Origin of the sequence: Bacillus sp. FSL M8-0049, assembly GCF_038593355.1 — a bacterium.
Taxonomy (GTDB): Bacteria; Bacillota; Bacilli; order Bacillales; family Bacillaceae; genus Bacillus; species Bacillus safensis.
Genome location: NZ_CP151986.1, coordinates 2024394 through 2041122 on the forward strand (window position 1 = coordinate 2024394; position 16729 = coordinate 2041122).

The 16729-nt window shown below is 41.5% G+C and carries 19 protein-coding genes; 1 reads left to right on the forward strand and 18 read right to left on the reverse strand.

Features of this window, described 5'->3' with window-relative positions; all coding sequences use genetic code 11:
* Positions 1 to 116: 116 nt before the first annotated feature.
* Genes NSU13_RS10275 through NSU13_RS10305 form a run of 7 tightly spaced genes read right to left on the reverse strand, consistent with a single transcriptional unit; the run spans position 117 to position 5688 of the window.
* Complete coding sequence (locus NSU13_RS10275; protein WP_111926509.1) at positions 117 to 1100, reverse strand: biotin--[acetyl-CoA-carboxylase] ligase; 984 nt, start codon at positions 1098 to 1100, stop codon at positions 117 to 119.
* Positions 1073 to 2275 (reverse strand): CCA tRNA nucleotidyltransferase, encoded by a 1203-nt coding sequence (locus NSU13_RS10280; RefSeq protein ID WP_342489501.1) that lies wholly within the window; start codon positions 2273 to 2275, stop codon positions 1073 to 1075. Before NSU13_RS10280 ends, NSU13_RS10275 begins: the two co-directional genes overlap by 28 nt.
* On the reverse strand, positions 2268 to 3413 hold the full coding sequence (bshA, locus tag NSU13_RS10285; RefSeq protein WP_081124530.1) for an N-acetyl-alpha-D-glucosaminyl L-malate synthase BshA: 1146 nt from the start codon (positions 3411 to 3413) through the stop codon (positions 2268 to 2270). The genes NSU13_RS10280 and bshA overlap by 8 nt, the downstream gene beginning before the upstream one ends.
* Before the next feature lie 2 nt (positions 3414 to 3415).
* The gene (bshB1, locus tag NSU13_RS10290; RefSeq protein ID WP_046311596.1) at positions 3416 to 4120 is read right to left on the reverse strand and encodes a bacillithiol biosynthesis deacetylase BshB1; all 705 of its coding nucleotides are present in this window, start codon (positions 4118 to 4120) and stop codon (positions 3416 to 3418) included.
* Positions 4107 to 4526: a methylglyoxal synthase gene (gene mgsA, locus NSU13_RS10295; RefSeq protein WP_024422786.1), complete on the reverse strand. Its 420-nt coding sequence runs from the start codon at positions 4524 to 4526 to the stop codon at positions 4107 to 4109. The genes bshB1 and mgsA overlap by 14 nt, the downstream gene beginning before the upstream one ends.
* Positions 4527 to 4543: 17 nt before the next feature.
* Positions 4544 to 5347, reverse strand: a complete 804-nt coding sequence (dapB, locus tag NSU13_RS10300; RefSeq protein ID WP_034280443.1) for a 4-hydroxy-tetrahydrodipicolinate reductase — start codon at positions 5345 to 5347, stop codon at positions 4544 to 4546.
* A 5-nt stretch (positions 5348 to 5352) separates the two neighbouring features.
* The gene (locus NSU13_RS10305; protein ID WP_024422788.1) at positions 5353 to 5688 is read right to left on the reverse strand and encodes a nucleotide pyrophosphohydrolase; all 336 of its coding nucleotides are present in this window, start codon (positions 5686 to 5688) and stop codon (positions 5353 to 5355) included.
* Positions 5689 to 5825: 137 nt separating this feature from the next.
* On the opposite strand from NSU13_RS10305, the gene NSU13_RS10310 reads away from it, so the two are divergent.
* Complete coding sequence (locus NSU13_RS10310) at positions 5826 to 6698, forward strand: YitT family protein (RefSeq protein ID WP_024422789.1); 873 nt, start codon at positions 5826 to 5828, stop codon at positions 6696 to 6698.
* A gap of 30 nt (positions 6699 to 6728) precedes the next feature.
* Here the strand turns inward: NSU13_RS10310 and ypjB are convergent, their stop codons facing one another.
* The 11 genes from ypjB to hisC all read right to left on the reverse strand — a co-directional run bounded on the left by ypjB (position 6729) and on the right by hisC (position 16728).
* Entirely contained in the window at positions 6729 to 7532 is an 804-nt protein-coding gene (gene ypjB, locus NSU13_RS10315; RefSeq protein ID WP_342489502.1) for a sporulation protein YpjB, read from the reverse strand.
* Positions 7533 to 7597: 65 nt separating this feature from the next.
* Positions 7598 to 8191: a DUF1405 domain-containing protein gene (locus tag NSU13_RS10320; protein WP_342489503.1), complete on the reverse strand. Its 594-nt coding sequence runs from the start codon at positions 8189 to 8191 to the stop codon at positions 7598 to 7600.
* A 100-nt stretch (positions 8192 to 8291) separates the two neighbouring features.
* Positions 8292 to 9059, reverse strand: a complete 768-nt coding sequence (locus NSU13_RS10325) for a menaquinol-cytochrome c reductase cytochrome b/c subunit (RefSeq protein WP_024422792.1) — start codon at positions 9057 to 9059, stop codon at positions 8292 to 8294.
* Between the two features lie 41 nt (positions 9060 to 9100).
* Entirely contained in the window at positions 9101 to 9775 is a 675-nt protein-coding gene (qcrB, locus tag NSU13_RS10330; RefSeq protein ID WP_003215804.1) for a menaquinol-cytochrome c reductase cytochrome b subunit, read from the reverse strand.
* Between the two features lie 2 nt (positions 9776 to 9777).
* A complete protein-coding gene (locus NSU13_RS10335; protein WP_342489504.1) occupies positions 9778 to 10284 on the reverse strand; it encodes a ubiquinol-cytochrome c reductase iron-sulfur subunit in 507 nt (168 codons plus the stop codon).
* A 144-nt stretch (positions 10285 to 10428) separates the two neighbouring features.
* A complete protein-coding gene (locus NSU13_RS10340) occupies positions 10429 to 10875 on the reverse strand; it encodes a YpiF family protein (protein WP_342489505.1) in 447 nt (148 codons plus the stop codon).
* A 61-nt stretch (positions 10876 to 10936) separates the two neighbouring features.
* Positions 10937 to 11476, reverse strand: coding sequence for a ReoY family proteolytic degradation factor (locus tag NSU13_RS10345; protein ID WP_008344562.1), 540 nt, complete (start codon positions 11474 to 11476; stop codon positions 10937 to 10939).
* Positions 11477 to 11551: 75 nt separating this feature from the next.
* Positions 11552 to 12823 (reverse strand): tetratricopeptide repeat protein, encoded by a 1272-nt coding sequence (locus NSU13_RS10350; RefSeq protein WP_342489506.1) that lies wholly within the window; start codon positions 12821 to 12823, stop codon positions 11552 to 11554.
* 280 nt (positions 12824 to 13103) lie between these two features.
* Positions 13104 to 14390 (reverse strand): 3-phosphoshikimate 1-carboxyvinyltransferase, encoded by a 1287-nt coding sequence (gene aroA / locus NSU13_RS10355; protein ID WP_340900181.1) that lies wholly within the window; start codon positions 14388 to 14390, stop codon positions 13104 to 13106.
* 10 nt (positions 14391 to 14400) lie between these two features.
* Positions 14401 to 15516, reverse strand: a complete 1116-nt coding sequence (locus tag NSU13_RS10360; RefSeq protein WP_065214689.1) for a prephenate dehydrogenase — start codon at positions 15514 to 15516, stop codon at positions 14401 to 14403.
* Positions 15517 to 15630: 114 nt separating this feature from the next.
* Positions 15631 to 16728, reverse strand: a complete 1098-nt coding sequence (gene hisC / locus NSU13_RS10365; RefSeq protein ID WP_081124538.1) for a histidinol-phosphate transaminase — start codon at positions 16726 to 16728, stop codon at positions 15631 to 15633.
* Between the last annotated feature and the right edge of the window lies 1 nt (position 16729).

A 16729-nucleotide genomic window follows, 5' to 3' on the forward strand; every position in this document is an offset into this window, starting at 1 on the left:
TGTCCAAGTCCCTTAGGATCAAGGCAGAAATTTATCGAATTTTTCTTCCTAACAGGTACAGTTCTTTGCAGATACTGCCCACACGAAGTATATCAAAAATGTGCCGGGTGTTCCACTCAAGTTGACTTGATCTCAATGTCTGCGGAGTAGATTTTTTGGATACCGTCCTCCGTTTCAAGCAATAAAACACCTTCTTCATTGATGCCAAGCGCCTTCCCCGTATATTTCCCATTGACGGTGCGGGCAACAATATGTTGACCGATCGTCATCGCAAACGATTCCCATAATTGTTTAATCGGCGCAAATCCTTGCTTCATGTAATCGTCATACCTTTTTTCAAAAGTGGACATCATCTGTTGTATGAGTGCAGCCCGATCCACTTTTTCATTCAGTTCCATTCGCAGACTTGTGGCGACATCCTTTAGTTCATCCGGGAAGTCATCAACTGTTTGGTTCACATTAATGCCCGGCCCAATGATGACCGCATGAACCTGGTCAGCTTCTGCTTTTAATTCAGTCAGAATGCCAACGACCTTTTTTCCATTCAACAAAATATCGTTTGGCCATTTAATAGATGGATTGAGTCCTGTTTGCTGCGCAATCGCTTCTGCGATGGCTACAGATGCCAAAAGCGTCATTTGCGGCGCTTTATGCAGCGGGATCTCAGGCCGGAGAATAAGACTCATCCAAATGCCTGTCCCATTTGGTGAATGCCACGTTCTTTGAAGACGCCCTTTTCCGTTTGTCTGATGATCGCTGACAACGATTGTGCCGTGGGGCGCACCTTCATTGATAAGATCATGGGCAATCAGCTGAGTGGAAGCGACTTCTTTCTGAAAGTAAATATGCCTGCCGAAGCTCTCTGTTTCCAGACCAAACAGAATTTCGTCCTCACTAATTTTGTCCGGTTTACGAAGCAGACGGTATCCTTTTCTTCTAACTGCTTCTACCTCATACCCCTCTTTTCGCAAGTCCTCCATATGCTTCCACACAGCTGTTCGGGAGCAGCCAAGCTCATCACAAATCTGCTGACTTGAGACAAAATCCTGACTGGATTCTGTAAATAGTTCAATTAATCGTTTTCTAATTGCGGATCGCATGCTTTAAGCCACTCCTCTATGGCTTCTTTTCGGTTTTCTAAACGGTTTTGCAAAACGGCTTTTTTCACAAAATCAAGCTCCTCTGCAATCCATTTCCCAGACGGCTTTTGCCGAAAGGCCATTAAATCTTTTCCTGAAACAGCGAGGTCTTGGAGCTTTTTAATCGGAAGTGCATCATAAGAACGCTTCGCTGACTCCAGTTCATCAAAGAAAATGCGGCGCTCATGTTTTAGCTGTGTAATCTTCAAACTAGATAAGAGCACGTGTTCACCAGCTTCAAACATGGTTTCCGCATCCCAGTCACAATCAACGTATTGACTAATAGCTACTGCGTCTTTCAAAAGCTTTGTTGACAGCTTCCATTCTTTTAAGAAGGCCGCAGCCTCCGCTTCATCTAGGCCGAGCAAATGGATGAAAGCCCCCCATACCTCTTCTCGTCCATCCAGTAAGTAATATGGAAAGGCTTGAAAGGATTCATGAAGACGCTCCTCTTTGAGACCTGGCAATTCTTCATATAATTTGGTTGAAATGAGTACTTGAATGGCCTTCTCACAATGACGGCCTTTTAAAAGCTTCTCCATTTCAATCTTTTTGCGCTCAACTGATATGTTGGCAAGCAGATGCTTATCCTTTTTCATAGCTTCAGCCGTTTCATCAGCGAGTTCAAAGCCAAGCTGGCTTAAAAAACGGACAGCTCTCATCATGCGAAGCGCATCTTCTTGAAAGCGGCACGCAGGATCTCCTACGGTTTGAATTCGTTTCCGCTTAATATCCTGTTTTCCACCTACATGATCAATAATTTCCCCATTTATATCCATGGCCATCGCATTAATCGTTAAATCTCTTCTTAAAAGATCTTCCTTAAGCGATGTGATAAACGCCACTTCTTTCGGTCTGCGAAAATCTTCATATTCTGATTCCGTTCGAAACGTCGTGACCTCATAGCTGACACCATCATGCAACACAATGACAGTGCCATGCTCCTTACCGACATCTACTGTTTTTTCAAATAAGGACTCAACCTTATCAGGTGTTGCATCTGTCGCAATATCGATATCGCCGATTTCCCGTCCTAATAGAACATCTCTCACCGCTCCGCCGACAAAGTAAGCCTGATGCCCATGTTCGTGCAGTGTATGTAATATAGGGATCGCATGTGTGAATGGTTCATTCATCTTCATCATCACCTTCGATCAATTCTAGGTAAAGCTTCTCATATTCACTCACAATCTTATCAGAGGAGAAATGAGCCTGAACACTAGACTGTGCTGCCGCTGACACTTTTTCATGAAGCGCTTCGTCTTTCAGCAGAGACACTGCGTGCTTTGCTGCTCCATCTATATCGCCGAGCGGGACAAGAAACCCTGTTTCTCCATGTGTAATGACCTCTGGAATACCGCCGACATCCGTACCGATACAAGGGACACCGCATGCCATTGCTTCAAGAAGCACAAGCCCAAAGCTCTCCTTCTCCGAAAGAAGCAGCTTCAAATCACTTATTGAATAAAGCTCCTCAACCTTCTCTTGCTTGCCTAAAAACAATACGCGGTCTGTCAGTCCTAATTTTTTCACGAGTTCACATACAACCGATTTCTCAGGACCATCACCAATGAGCAGCAGCTTTGCCTGCACCTGTTCAGAAATCTTTTGAAACACATGAATCACATCATGCACCCGTTTCACCTTTCGAAAGTTTGATACATGGATGATGACCTTTTCGTTCGGTAAAAGACCATAATGTGTCTTTAACAAATCGTGATCTTCACGCAAATACACCCGTTCATCAACAAAATTATGAATCGTATCAATTTTTTTATCTGGTTTGATGAGATCGTATGTCTGCGCAGCTAATGAATGCGACACCGCTGTTACGCGGTCCGATGATTCGATGGCGAACCGGATCACTTCTTTTAATGATGGATCATAGCCTAAAACCGTAATATCCGTTCCATGAAGCGTCGTAACGACTTTCACAGAGTGTCCAGTCATTTGTTTGGCTAGAAACGCACAGACAGCGTGCGGGACTGCATAATGCGCGTGAATAATATCAAGCTTTTCTCGTTTTGCGACTTCTGCCAATTTACTTGCCAGCGCAAGGTCATAAGGCGGATATTGAAAAACTGCATATTGATTCACATCCACCTCATGAAAATAAATATTCGGATATACTTTATTAAGCCTAAACGGAATGCTAGAGGTAATGAAATGAACATCGTGCCCTTTTTCAGCTAAACGTTTTCCAAGCTCCGTGGCGATAATGCCTGAGCCGCCGACACTTGGATAACAAGTAATTCCGATCTTCAGTTTTTTCATAATTACCCCCCAAGTAAGTCATCGTCTATTAAAAGTGGTTTCTTTGTGATAAACCCTTCTGCATAAGCTTTGTTGACTTCTCTTCCATACATAGACTCTCTCATTTTGACAAAATCAATATAACCGTTCACAAGAGGTGTCTCTACTGAGTTTGCCGATTTAACAAATTGGCTTTTATACGCGTGCAAGCTATCAATTTTTTGGTGCATTTCCTCAGAAATATCGATCACAAAATCTGGACGATGGTGCCCATTAATCATGTAATAATACATTTGGCTTATTTTATGCGCTGGCTGCTTGTATGAATCTTCAAATTTATGTATACCTGCAGAAAAAGCGGCCTCTTCTACAAGTGAGCCCGCATGGCCATGATCTGGATGCCGATCTTGGTGGTACGGAGCGAAAATCAGTTTCGGTTTGTATGTTCGAATCACGCCCGCAATTTCCTTCATCGCTTCGTCGTTTAGATAAAGCCCTCTATCTGGCAGTGTAAGCTGGATTCTCGCTCTGACACCTAAAATAGCGGCGGCGGCTTTTGCTTCTTCTTTGCGGCTCTCGACTGTTCCATTTGAAGATAATTCGGCCTGGGTCAAGTCGCAAATCCCGACGCGCGCCCCTTTTTTTACGTATTTTGCAATCGTTCCGCCCATTCCGATCTCTACATCATCGCTATGGGCACCGAATGCAAGGATATCAAGTCGTTTCATTTGTTCCTCCGTTTTTTGCTACATCTCGAAAATCAAACGTACCTTTATTTAAATTCCTGACTAAAATTTCAGCAGTTCCCATATTGGTGGCTAATGGAATGGTATACACATCGCAAAGCCGGATGAGTGCAGATACATCCGGTTCATGCGGCTGCGCAGTTAGCGGGTCTCTAAAAAAGAGCACAAGATCCATTGCATTATCAGCAATTAAAGCACCGATCTGCTGATCTCCCCCAAGTGGTCCTGATTGGAAACGATGAATGGGAAGCCCCGTCGCTTCTTTCACTCTCAAACCTGTTGTCCCTGTTGCGTAAAGTGTATGATCTGCCAAAATATCACGATACGCGGTGGTAAACTGAATCATGTCACTTTTTTTCTTATCATGAGCGATTAAAGCAATGTTCATCAGGAATCCACTCCTTATTAGTCGATGATATTTTCTAAACCATAAACGAGCTGATCAATGTGCATGACCTGCTCTACTGAAAGCTTCACGCCTGACATAAAGGATGCACGGTTATAAGAATCATGACGAATGGTGAGCGTCTGTCCGTCCATTCCAAACAGCACTTCTTGATGTGCAATCATACCAGGAAGTCTCACGCTGTGCAGACGGATACCATCATAATCGGCTCCTCGTGCCCCTTCGATCAATTCTTTCTCTTCTGGATGTCCCTGCTTTTTGCTTTCTCTTACTTCTGCAATCATTTCAGCCGTTTTTAAGCCCGTACCGCTTGGGGCATCTAGTTTTTTATCGTGGTGAAGCTCAATGATTTCAACGTCAGGGAAATAATTCGCGGCCATTTTGGCAAATTTCATCATTAAGACCGCACCGACAGCAAAGTTTGGTGCAATAATACAGCCTATGCCCTTTTCTTCTGTTAATTGCTGAAGCTCTTTTAGGTCATCTTCTGAAAATCCAGTTGTTCCTACGACTGGACGCACGCCATGTTCAAGTGCTTTTTTTGTATGTACTTTCCCGATTTCAGGTGTTGTCAGATCAATTAATACATCTGGTGCTGTTTCTGAAAGACACACATCAATATCCGTATAAATCGGTGCATTAGATGTCGTATGAATCACATCAGATAATTTTTTTCCTTCATGCGTGTGATCAAGTGCGGCCACCAGCTCAAAATGGCCTGTTTCTTCCGCCAGCTTCACAGCCTCTATACCCATTCTCCCTCTTGCTCCAGCGATTACTACTTTGATGGTTTCGTTCGTCATCGTCTCTACTTCCCTTCTTTTTTCGTCCAGCGGTCTTTATCTCTTGTATTGAATTTATGCATCACACGATCATGTGCTTCTTCTAGTGAAATATCAAGTGAATTAGCGAGGCATGTTAACACAAACAAAACATCGCCAATTTCTTCTTCCATGCTTTTTTCTGTTTCCGTTGTTTTTTTCGGCTTTTCTCCATAGTAATGGTTAACCTCTCTTGCCAGCTCCCCTAATTCTTCTGTCAGGCGGGCCATCATCGCAAGCGGGCTGAAATAGCCTTCTTTAAATTGTCCTATGTAATCATCTACTTCTTGCTGCACGTGACGCAGCGTTTTTTCTTTCGTCATGAAGCTCATCCTCCTATCCATCTCTTACATGTTAGCGAAATCATAAATATTTGACAAATGTTTAAGACTCAGTTTGCTTGTTTCTCTCCCATACCATATAATATTATCGCTGTCTAAGCAAAAAAAGGAGTGGTCTCTTGCTAAAAGAAATTCGTCTTAAAAATATCGTATTTATTTTAATAGGATCTGCGATTTTTTCTTTCGGTCTTGTTCATTTTAATATGCAGAACAATTTGGCGGAAGGCGGATTTACAGGTATTACACTGCTTTTATATTTTCTATTTCACATTGACCCATCTATTTCAAACCTTGTCTTAAACATTCCGATCTTTTTTATAGGCTGGAAAATGCTTGGCAGAACGATGTTTACTTATACAATTGTAGGAACAGTGAGTCTTTCTGTCTTTCTTGCCATCTTCCAGCGCTTTCAAATACATATGCCTCTCCAGCACGATTTAGCCTTAGCCGCCCTCTTTGCAGGTGTATTTATCGGAACAGGCCTCGGGATCATCTTTAAATTCGGCGGTACAACAGGCGGTGTGGACATCATTGCAAGACTGATCAACAAGCATTATCAGGTGGCAATGGGACGAACGATGTTCATCTTCGACGCATGCGTCATTACCATCTCTCTGACCTACTTAAATTATAAAGAAGCGATGTATACACTTGTCGCAGTGTTTGTTGCTGCGAAGGTCATTGACTTCATGCAAGAAGGCGCTTACGCTGCCAAAGGCGCCATGATTATCTCTGAAAAAGATGACATCATTCAAAAGAAAATCACGGATGAAATGGAGCGCGGTGTCACCATCTTAAAAGGGGTCGGTTCTTATACGAAACAGGAGCGCAACGTCCTTTATTGCGTCGTTCCGAAAAACGAGCTTGTCCACCTTAAAAGCGTCGTGACCTCAGTCGATCCTCATGCGTTTGTATCTGTCAGTGACGTGCATGATGTACTCGGTGAAGGCTTTACATTAGATGAACACAAAAAGCCGCTCAATCCGCATTAAAAAAGAAGCACCAGTTTTGGGCTTCTTTTTTTATGATTTAGGATAATCAGCCTGACGTTTTTGTTTCTTTTCTTTTTCGGCACGATATTTCCGAAATCCAACATACGTTAACGTTAATAAAATGATACTCCCGGTTGTTAGGATGACCCATAAAAGCGATGGATCAGCTTCATCTTCATCGACGTGAGCAAACACACTCGATAAATCCTCTTCCAGCTTCGTGAGACGTTCAATCTTTGTCCCACTTGATGCTTTTAAAAACTCACCTTGCTCAATTACTTCCATGTGCTGCTTAATTGTCTGCAACTTTTCAGACGAAATATCAATGGTTAAACTTGGATAGATCATATCGTATAAAGAAACCAGCTCATTCCAAGTTTCATAAAATGTCGTCGATTCTGGATCTTTTACTTCTTTTTTCAAAGTAGGAAAAGACCCCATAATGGGCTTCTCCAGCGAACCCCAAAGAGGCTCAGAATCCGACTGGATCGCATCAAGCAGCATTCTAAATTGAGAGGCATAACGAAGCTTTTCGCGCTCATTCAATTCTTCTTGCGGCAGCCCTTTTATCATATCTTGATAGCCAAGTGTAATTTGCCGAATCTGCGTATTCGTCAAAGTTCCACGCCAATTCTCAGCTTTAAATGTCTTTTCAACATACAATGCGACTTGTAACGCCTCATCATATTTACCTTGTCTCGTTAATTGAAAGATGGAATCTGATAGTTCCGTTAATTCTTGCAGCGTGTTAGCAGCTGTTTCCTCACCTTTGGCAACTGCTGGCTGTAATACGAGAAAAAATAATAGAATCATCGCGATTGGCTTTCGTTTCATGCAAGTCCCTCCTAGCCCTTCTCCTTACAGCGTATGAAGAAAAGGACAAGGTTAGACCAACATTGTTAAGGGAGTTCCAGCTTGACCGATTTTTTCGATAGTACGAGATAATACGAAACAAGAAGAACCGCAATACTTAGCCAAAACGTCACGTAGCCGATCTCGTTTGAGTAAGCAGACAGCATAGAATAACGGGGCATCATACCAAATACATAATCAATTACATCATTATGTAAGATCCAAATGCCTGCTACCACGAGATGACGCATTTGAAAACGATAATATGGCGCAAACAATACAGCCTGAACCGCCATCGCAAAGTGAGACCCAATCAGCATGTATCCTTCCCACGGAAAATCATCAACAGATAAAAGCACAAAGATATTCATTCCTACCGCCCATAGCCCATATTTAATCAAGGTCACAAGAGCAAGTGCTTCAAAATAAGGAGCATTTCGTTTCATCAAAAACGCAAGTAATACAAATAAAAAGAAAAAGCTGGCCGTTGGACTGTCTGGTACAAAAGCTAAAAAGACAGCCGGTGTCTCTACGAGCTGCGGAATATACCAATAGTAGCCGTACACAGTGCCAAGGAAATTGATCATAAGCACCAGCAAAAGCATGTAGCGCGTCGCTAGCAAATATTGAATCCATCTCATATGTCTCTTCACTCACGATCTGTTAAAATCAGAAAAAAGCTGACAGCGCCAGCTTTTTCTCTTTTGAGTATATCCTTGTACTTGCATTTAAACAACTGAATTATTTTGATTTGACCTCAGATAAATATTTAGAGAGCTTCTCGAGTTCTTCATCACTGCCTTTAAAAACACCCTTCGGCATGTTGCCTTTACCTTCTACAGCGATTTTAGCGATCTCCTCAGGCGAAAGACCGTTGTCAACAAGTGACGGTCCAGCTGCTCCGCCCTGCATGTTATCCCCATGGCAGGAGATACATGTCTGCTCTTGATAAATTTTATACTCTTCAGCTGAAGTATCAATCTCTGCTTCTTTCTTAATCTCACCTTGTTTTGCCGCTGCTTCCCAATCATGAGTTGCAACAGACTCCCACGTTAAATATGTTGCTGCGCCGACTGCAAGAATCATCATCCCGACTGCAATTGGTCTTCTATACGGTCTGCGTTCTGGACCTGAATCAAGAAATGGTGCGAGCAAAAGTGCACCAAACGCAATTCCAGGCATAATCATCGCGCCGACGACAGTGAAGTTTCCTGCAGCAAATTCATATTTTAATAACTGGTACAAAAATAGGAAATACCAGTCTGGCAGCGGAATATAGCCAGTATCTGTTGGATCAGCCATCCGCTCAAGCGGAGGCGCATGAACAACAGTTAGGACAAGAAATCCAATTAAAAAAACGGCACCTACAAGCCATTCCTTTAAAAGAAAGTTCGGCCAAAAGGCTTCTGTTTTTCCCGGATATTCGGAATAGTCTTTAGGTATGTTAGGTTTTCTTTCTGCCGGTATTCTGGAATCTCCGACAAACTTCATCCCTTTTCCCCTATGCAAAGTCATCCCCTCCTTATTGAACATTCATCAAACGCAGCATTTTAAAGCGGTCCAGAAATTCCTTGCTTACGAATCATAATAAAGTGGGCAGCCATCAGCCCAAATAATGCCGCTGGCAAGAAAAAGACATGGATAGCAAAAAATCTCGTCAGCGTTTGTGCCCCTACAATGTCAGGATGACCTGCAAGCAGCGTTTTGATCTCTTTACCAATGAAAGGTGTTGCTTCTGCTATTTGAAGACCAACCTTCGTCGCAAACAGCGCCTTCATATCCCATGGTAAAAGATAACCTGTAAAACCAAGTCCAAGCATCACAAAGAAAATGAGCACACCAACAATCCAGTTCAGCTCTCTAGGCTTTTTATACGCCCCTTGGAAAAAGACCCTTAGCGTATGTAAAAACATCATCACAATAACTAAACTCGCACCCCAGTGGTGCATCCCTCTGACAATCTGGCCAAATGCCACTTCATTTTGCAAATAATAGACAGATTCCCAGGCATTTTTAATATCCGGCACGTAATACATCGTTAAAAACATGCCCGAAAGGACTTGAATGACTGTCACAAAAAACGTTAAACCGCCAAAACAATACACAAAAGCGGAGAAATGATGTGCTGGATTGACGTGCTCTGGCACCTCGTGATCTGCAATATCTCTCCATATTGGTGTAATGTCCAGCCGCTCATCTACCCAATCGTAAATCTTGTTAAGCATCGTTACCCTTCCCCTTTCGGCACAGCTTTTCCAAGATAGAGGTATCCGTCCTTCACTTGCTGCTTATAATGGTCAAGCGGTGCAAGCGGTGGAGTTCCGGGTACGTTTGTACCATCCTTGTCGTACAGCCCATAATGGCACGGGCAGAAAAATTTGTTTGAATTTTTCGGATCACTGTTCCAGTTCACTGTACATCCTAAATGTTTACAGATTGGCGATAAAGCGACAATTTCATCCCCTTCTTTGTACACCCATGCTGACCTAGATTCCTTTGACTCGTACCATGCATCTACTTGATCAATTTTAAAGTCAAAGCGCTTCGGTTCCTTTGTCAGTTCATCTACACTGACAACTTGAACCATATCCTGATCCTCTGTTCCTTTTAGCACAGGGTCAAGCGCAAAGCGAACCATAGGCATGAGCATTCCAGCGGCCATAAATCCCCCCACGCCGGTCAACGTGTAATTCAAAAATTGACGCCTGGACACTCCATGTCTCTTCTCGCTCATTTTTTTCTCCCCCCCTCAGGTCGTCAGCTACTTTATAACTGAATTAGAAAAAATTTCATAAAACTAGGACACCCTCATAATATATCAATCTATTCACAAGGTCAACATCCTAAAAAGCTATGTACAATGCAAATGTAAGGGTTTTTATGAAGGGTTCCATTTTTGTAACAAAAAGTTCAAAATTTGTTCTACACTGTCTTGAATCACTTTTTGCTTTAATTCAACCTTCAAATGCTCCAGCGGAACCGGCTTGAGCAAAAATAGCGATTCACTGATCTCAGCATGCTCTTTCCACTGGTGATCAGATGTGATCAATACAACATGCTGAAAATGATCGTTGAGCGACTGCTTCATTGTGAGTATGTCTTCTTGTTTCCGGTCACTTACTTCCAAATATGTATGTGGCGGAAAAAGAAAAACCCGCCCTTTTAACTGTCTTTCAAGTTCATCTGCTACAAGAATAGTAAACTCTCCTAAAGACACGGTTTGTTTCATTTGATCCGCATTCATCCCAACTAATGGAATGACAGCGGTATCAATGTAAGCTTTAGATTGCAAAAAGCGATCCGCGTCCTCTGATTGAAATCTCATCAAATTCCCCTCTTTCATGACATAAGCCCTGCCTGTATAGGGCAAGGCTTATTCGTTCAGTTTATGACAATAGGCTTAATTCTTTTGCCAGCTTATTAAATGTTTCTTGATCATGACGGTCAAGTGCTTCATCTATCTCTTTCATGAGCCGTTCTTTTTGGAAAGTTGCGATTGAGTGCTCAAGCACTTTCTCAGCAAGATCCTTATCTTTTTCGTTCTCATAAAGATCCTTTGGAATATGAGGATTTGTTTCAAGAACAGCTGCATATTCCGGCGAACGATAAGCAGAACGGAAATTCAATTGAATAAACAAATCCTGCTGTTTATTCAAACGAATATCATGAAATGACTTTTCAGCATCTGTCGTCATGATGTTTTCTTTATAAAATCTAAAGGGAACTTCATCCACACAGTGTGTTGACATGATGATTCCCCTTGGGCAAAATTCTGCTTGCTCTACAAAATGAACCTTTTCCATCAAAGAGTCGTGACTCATTAAATAATTTAATATCCAAACACACTCTCTTCGCTTTAGCTGATAATGGTTTAAGAACCACCGGATAAATTCCTTTTTTTCATTGACAGAAACAGGGGTCTGCATGTTATTCCCTCCTCTATCGTAAATTAAATTGCTATACATGAATTATTCAACAAACCAGTTCTTCATTCCTGCAAACTATAAGGAAATTTCGTCTTCAATTCTTAAAATCGTTTCTTCAATTTCTTCATTCGTGCCATCTTTCTCTAGAACTTTGCGTAATAACGGCAATGCTTCTTTTTGTCTGCCCTCTTCTAAAAGGAACGAAGCGTATTCATATAAAAAGTCACGTTCCTCATCAAAATCAGGCAGGGCAAGCTTGAAATACTCGGCAGCTTCTTTGTATTCTTCTCGCCCGACAGAAGCAGATGCAGCATACCAATTCCATTTTGGATCATCTTCCCCAAAGCTTTTAACCTCTTTAATAACATCCAGAATTTCATCAAACAGCTCTTCATTTAAATAGATCGCCAGCAATGTTTGAACTGCTTCAATATAACCCGGATCGAGAGCAAGTGCTTCTTGAAGCAGTTTTTTCGCATCTTCTGAATCCCCATTTTTCAAATCAATCTTGGCACCATATAAATATAATTCTTTGTTATACTCATCAACTTTAATACCCTCTTTTATTACCTCTAAAGCCTCGTGATATAGTCCTTCTTCCTCATAACTTTTCGCTAAAGGCATATAAAGTGACGAATAGGAGGGATCAATATCTTTCAGTTCTGTAAGCTGCTGAATGGCTGTTTTCGTTCTGCCAGCCCTCATTGCTGTAAATCCGTAGCCAAAAAGAGTATTCGGGTCTGCTTGATCTTTTACTGCCTTTTCATACCATTCAAGTGCATCCTCAAATTCTCCAGCTGTGCTGAGCGATTCAGCGAGCCGCTGATACACATTGACACCGCCAACCTCATGCTGTTGATCTGCCACTTTGTAGAAATAATCGGCCGCTTTCTTTGAAAGACCTTGAGAAAAATACAACTCACCTAATGCAAAATCGATGATGGCTTCATTCGGAAGTAGCTCTTTCGCTTTTAAAAGCTTTTGTTCACTGACTTCAAATAGTCCTTGCATTTGATACAAATCTGCCATTAACAATAAACTCTCTGGGTACGCATCATCATCTTCAGGAATCGTTTCTAATACTGCAATCGCCTTCTCTTCTTCATCAGAGTCAATCAACAGCTCTGCATAAAAACACGTTAAACCTGTTTCCTCTGGATATAAATCATGTAAATCACTGATGAGATTCCGTGCTTTATCGATATCTCCCCAATCATAATATAATTGAGCCGCTTGCGCCTTTTCTTCATCATGCAAATGCTTCTCTGCTTGAGCAAGTGTTTGGAGTCCTTTTTCAGTCTCACCCGCCTCAACTAATTTTATGGCTTCTTGTAATGAACTATTCAAATCAAACCGTTCCTTTCTGTTTCCAAAAACCTAAACTATTGTTACTTCATATCATAATCGACAGGTACACATCCAGCAAATATGTTGCTCTTTTAAAATGAACCCATTTTTGTGTTTTAAAGACTGTTTTGCATTTCATCCTATACGAAACTGATGATTTGTAAACTGCAGACACTATTTTTATCGGACAAAATGTTTTTTTTCAAGGTTTCACCTTGAGACAAGCTATGCTATATTTCTGACAAATATGCAAAAGGAAAGAAAAAGCCTGAGGACCTCCTCAGACTGTTTTCGTTAAATATTCAATGTGTTCAAAGAAATTCGGGTATGAGACACGAACAGCATCTGTATCTTCAATCTCAATTGCTTGCTTTGTCACACATGCGGCAATTCCCAGCATCATACCGATACGGTGATCTCCGTAGCTTGAGACGACTGCGCCGCCTTGAAGCGTAGTTTTACCATGAATCTTCATACCATCATCTGTTGCTTCAATATTAGCACCGAGTTTTTTAAGTTCTGATACGACTGTATCAATTCGATTGGTTTCTTTAACTTTTAACTCAGCAGCATCTTTAATGATCGTTGTTCCTTCTGCTTGGGTCGCAAGAAGCGCAATAATCGGAATTTCATCGATGAGTCTTGAAATCATGTCACCAGAAATTTCAATCCCTTTTAATGATGAAGTAGAAATCGTTAAATCACCATACGGTTCTCCGCCTTTGGCATCTACTTCATTGATCTCAAGGTTTGCACCCATAAGTTTCAGCACATCAATAATACCTGTTCTTGTTTTGTTTAACCCGACATTTTTTAAGACAATCCGGCTGTTAGGAACGATTGATCCAGCTACAAGGAAAAATGCAGCTGAAGAGATGTCTCCTGGAACAAATATATCTGTTGCTGTTAATGTCTGGCCGCCTTCAATGGAAACACTTTGTTCATCTTCATCTAGTTTTACACCAAACATAGAGAGCATTCTTTCTGTATGATCTCTTGATTTATGAGGTTCAGTTAAAGTCGTTGTTCCCTCTGCTTGAAGTCCAGCTAAAAGGACAGCCGACTTAATTTGTGCACTTGCCACCGGGGACTCATAAGAGATTCCTTTTAAATGACCGCCACGAATAGAGAGTGGTGTAAACTCGCCATTTGCTCTGCCGTCTATTTTGGCTCCTAGTTGTTTAAGCGGACCCGTCACTCGCCTCATTGGTCTTTTGGCAATACTCTCATCACCGATTAGTGTACTGTGAAACTCACAACCAGCTAATATTCCCAACATTAATCGAATGGTTGTACCAGAATTGCCAACATCGAGAATGTCAGACGGCTCCTTGAGCTCTTTCAGTCCTTTACCATGAATGACAACATCTGTCCCTTTTTGTTCAATTTCAACGCCCATCTTTCTAAAGCAATCAATCGTACTTAAACAGTCAGCTCCAGGAAGAAAGTTTTTCACTACTGTGGTCCCTTCAGCAATTGCACCAAACATCACTGATCTATGTGAAATAGATTTATCACCTGGGATATGAATTTCTCCATTCATAGGAGCATTTTTATGAATTTTCATGTTTGTCACCTCAGTCAGCATAAAATGTATCGTAATTCGCTCTATTTTTTATACAGATTTCTGCACGCTTGCGGTCGTCATCTGTTTGAAAACTAATGCGTAAAATCCCATTAATGTCTTCCCGCGTCTCAATAATTCGGATATTTGTAATACTAATGTTTTCACTTGCTAGATGCCCTGTAATCTCCGATATGACCCCAGGGTGATCCGGAACATCGACATACAGATCATAAAAAGCAGGAATGGCTCCTTTTTTCCTTAGAGGAAGTCCATCGCGATATTCCTTAGCATCTTGAAAATAAGAGAACAATCCTTCAGCATCTTCTTGCTCTACGAAGGTTTCAATGCGGTTAATCTCTTTTTTCCATTCATGGAATCGGTCTAAAATCTTGTGTTTATTGTGCAGCAGGATATCCCTCCACATTGCAGGATTGCTTGAAGCAATTCGTGTGATATCACGAAAGCCTCCAGCAGCAAACCGTTTAACAAGTGGGAATTGTTCTTCAAAATGATGTGCTTGATGCACAAGGCTGGCTGCAACAATATGAGGGAAATGGCTGATAACACTTGTCACAGCATCATGTTCTTCTGGTGTCATTTCGATGAAATGAGCATGTGTCCCCTTTAACAAATCCATCAACCGATCAACAGCTTGACGTTTTGTTTCCTTTGCAGGCGTTAAAATATAGAACGCATTTTCAAATAAAAAGTCTTTCGCTGCAATAACACCTGACTTATGAGAGCCTGCCATTGGATGTCCGCCAATAAATTGGTACTGCTCAGGCAGCACTTTTTCAGCAAAATGGACGACCTTTTGCTTTGTGCTGCCGACATCAGTGATTGTGAGCTCTCTTTCAATTCCAGAGTCTGCAATATCACTAAGCATCTTTATTGTTTGCTGGACAGGAGTTGCCAAAATAATGGTCGAAGATTCTTCTAAACCAGCCAAAAACGAATCAGCTGTTGCATCAATAATTCCCAGCTTTGTTGCAGCAACCATTTGCTCTTTGGAAACATCAAATCCTACAATTTTTTTATGAGGATGCTCTTTTTTAATTGAGAGTGCAATGGATCCCCCAATTAAACCGAGTCCAGCGATTAATATTGTTTCGTTTGCATCATTCATATTCATCACCTGATTTTTCGCGAAAATTAAACAACCTATTTCAACAGCTTATATGTATTGAGGTTGGTACAATGAAAGCCATATCCTGCCTTAGGATATGACTTTCTGGTTATGCTACGCACGAATGCCTTGCAGTAAATCGGCAAGTGTGCTTAGAATGTCTTCATTTTGCTCTTTTGTTCCGACGGTAATACGTAAAGAAGTCGGAAAACCAAGTGCTTTACCGGAACGAACAATGTAACCTTTTTTCAATAATGCATTGAACAATTCATCGGCATCTCTTTTAAAATCAATCAGCACAAAGTTTGTTTGAGATGGATAGATATATAGTCCAAAACGGTCAGCAAAATCTTGATATTGCTTGAGACCTGCTTCGTTTTTCTGTCTGCATGATTGTATGAAATCTTGATCTTTGATCGCTGCACGAGCAGCTGCCTGAGCGATACGGCTGGTATTAAACGGCTCTCTCGCTGGTTCAATGGCAGTAATCAGCTCTTCTGATGCAATTCCGTAGCCTACTCGAAGCGCTGCAAGTCCATATGCTTTAGAAAACGTTCGAAGTACAATGACATTTTGATAATTGTGTAATAAAGATAAACTGTTTGGAAAATCTTCCGCACGAACGTATTCAAAATACGCTTCATCTAGTACAACAAGCACGTGAGCTGGCACTTCATCTAAAAACGCCACAATCTCAGATTCTGACAAATGATTTCCTGTCGGGTTATTTGGATTACATACCCAGACAACCTTCGTGTTTTCATCGATCGCATCCAGCATACCCTTCAGATCGTGAGCTCCTCCTTTTAAAAGAGGCACTTCTCGAATTTCCGCCTTTTCAATCACTGCATTGTGACGGTATTGCGGAAACGATGGAGATGGGATGACGGTATTTGTATGTTGGTCAAGGAATGCTCTCGCAATAATTTGCACAAGTTCATCTGAGCCATTCCCGAAAATTAATTGTTTTTCACTTACTTGAAGAAACTCAGCAAGCTCCGTTCTTAAACTTGCGCTGTATCCATCAGGATAAATCGCTAGATGTTCGAGCTCGGCTTGTATTGCCTCTCTTGCATGTACAGAATATCCAAAAGGGTTTTCATTTGAAGCCAATTTCACAATTTTGTCTAATTGATATTCTTTTTTGACCTCTTCAATTGGTTTCCCAGGTTGATACGGTTTTAGCTGTTTTAATTGATCTTTGATTTGCAAA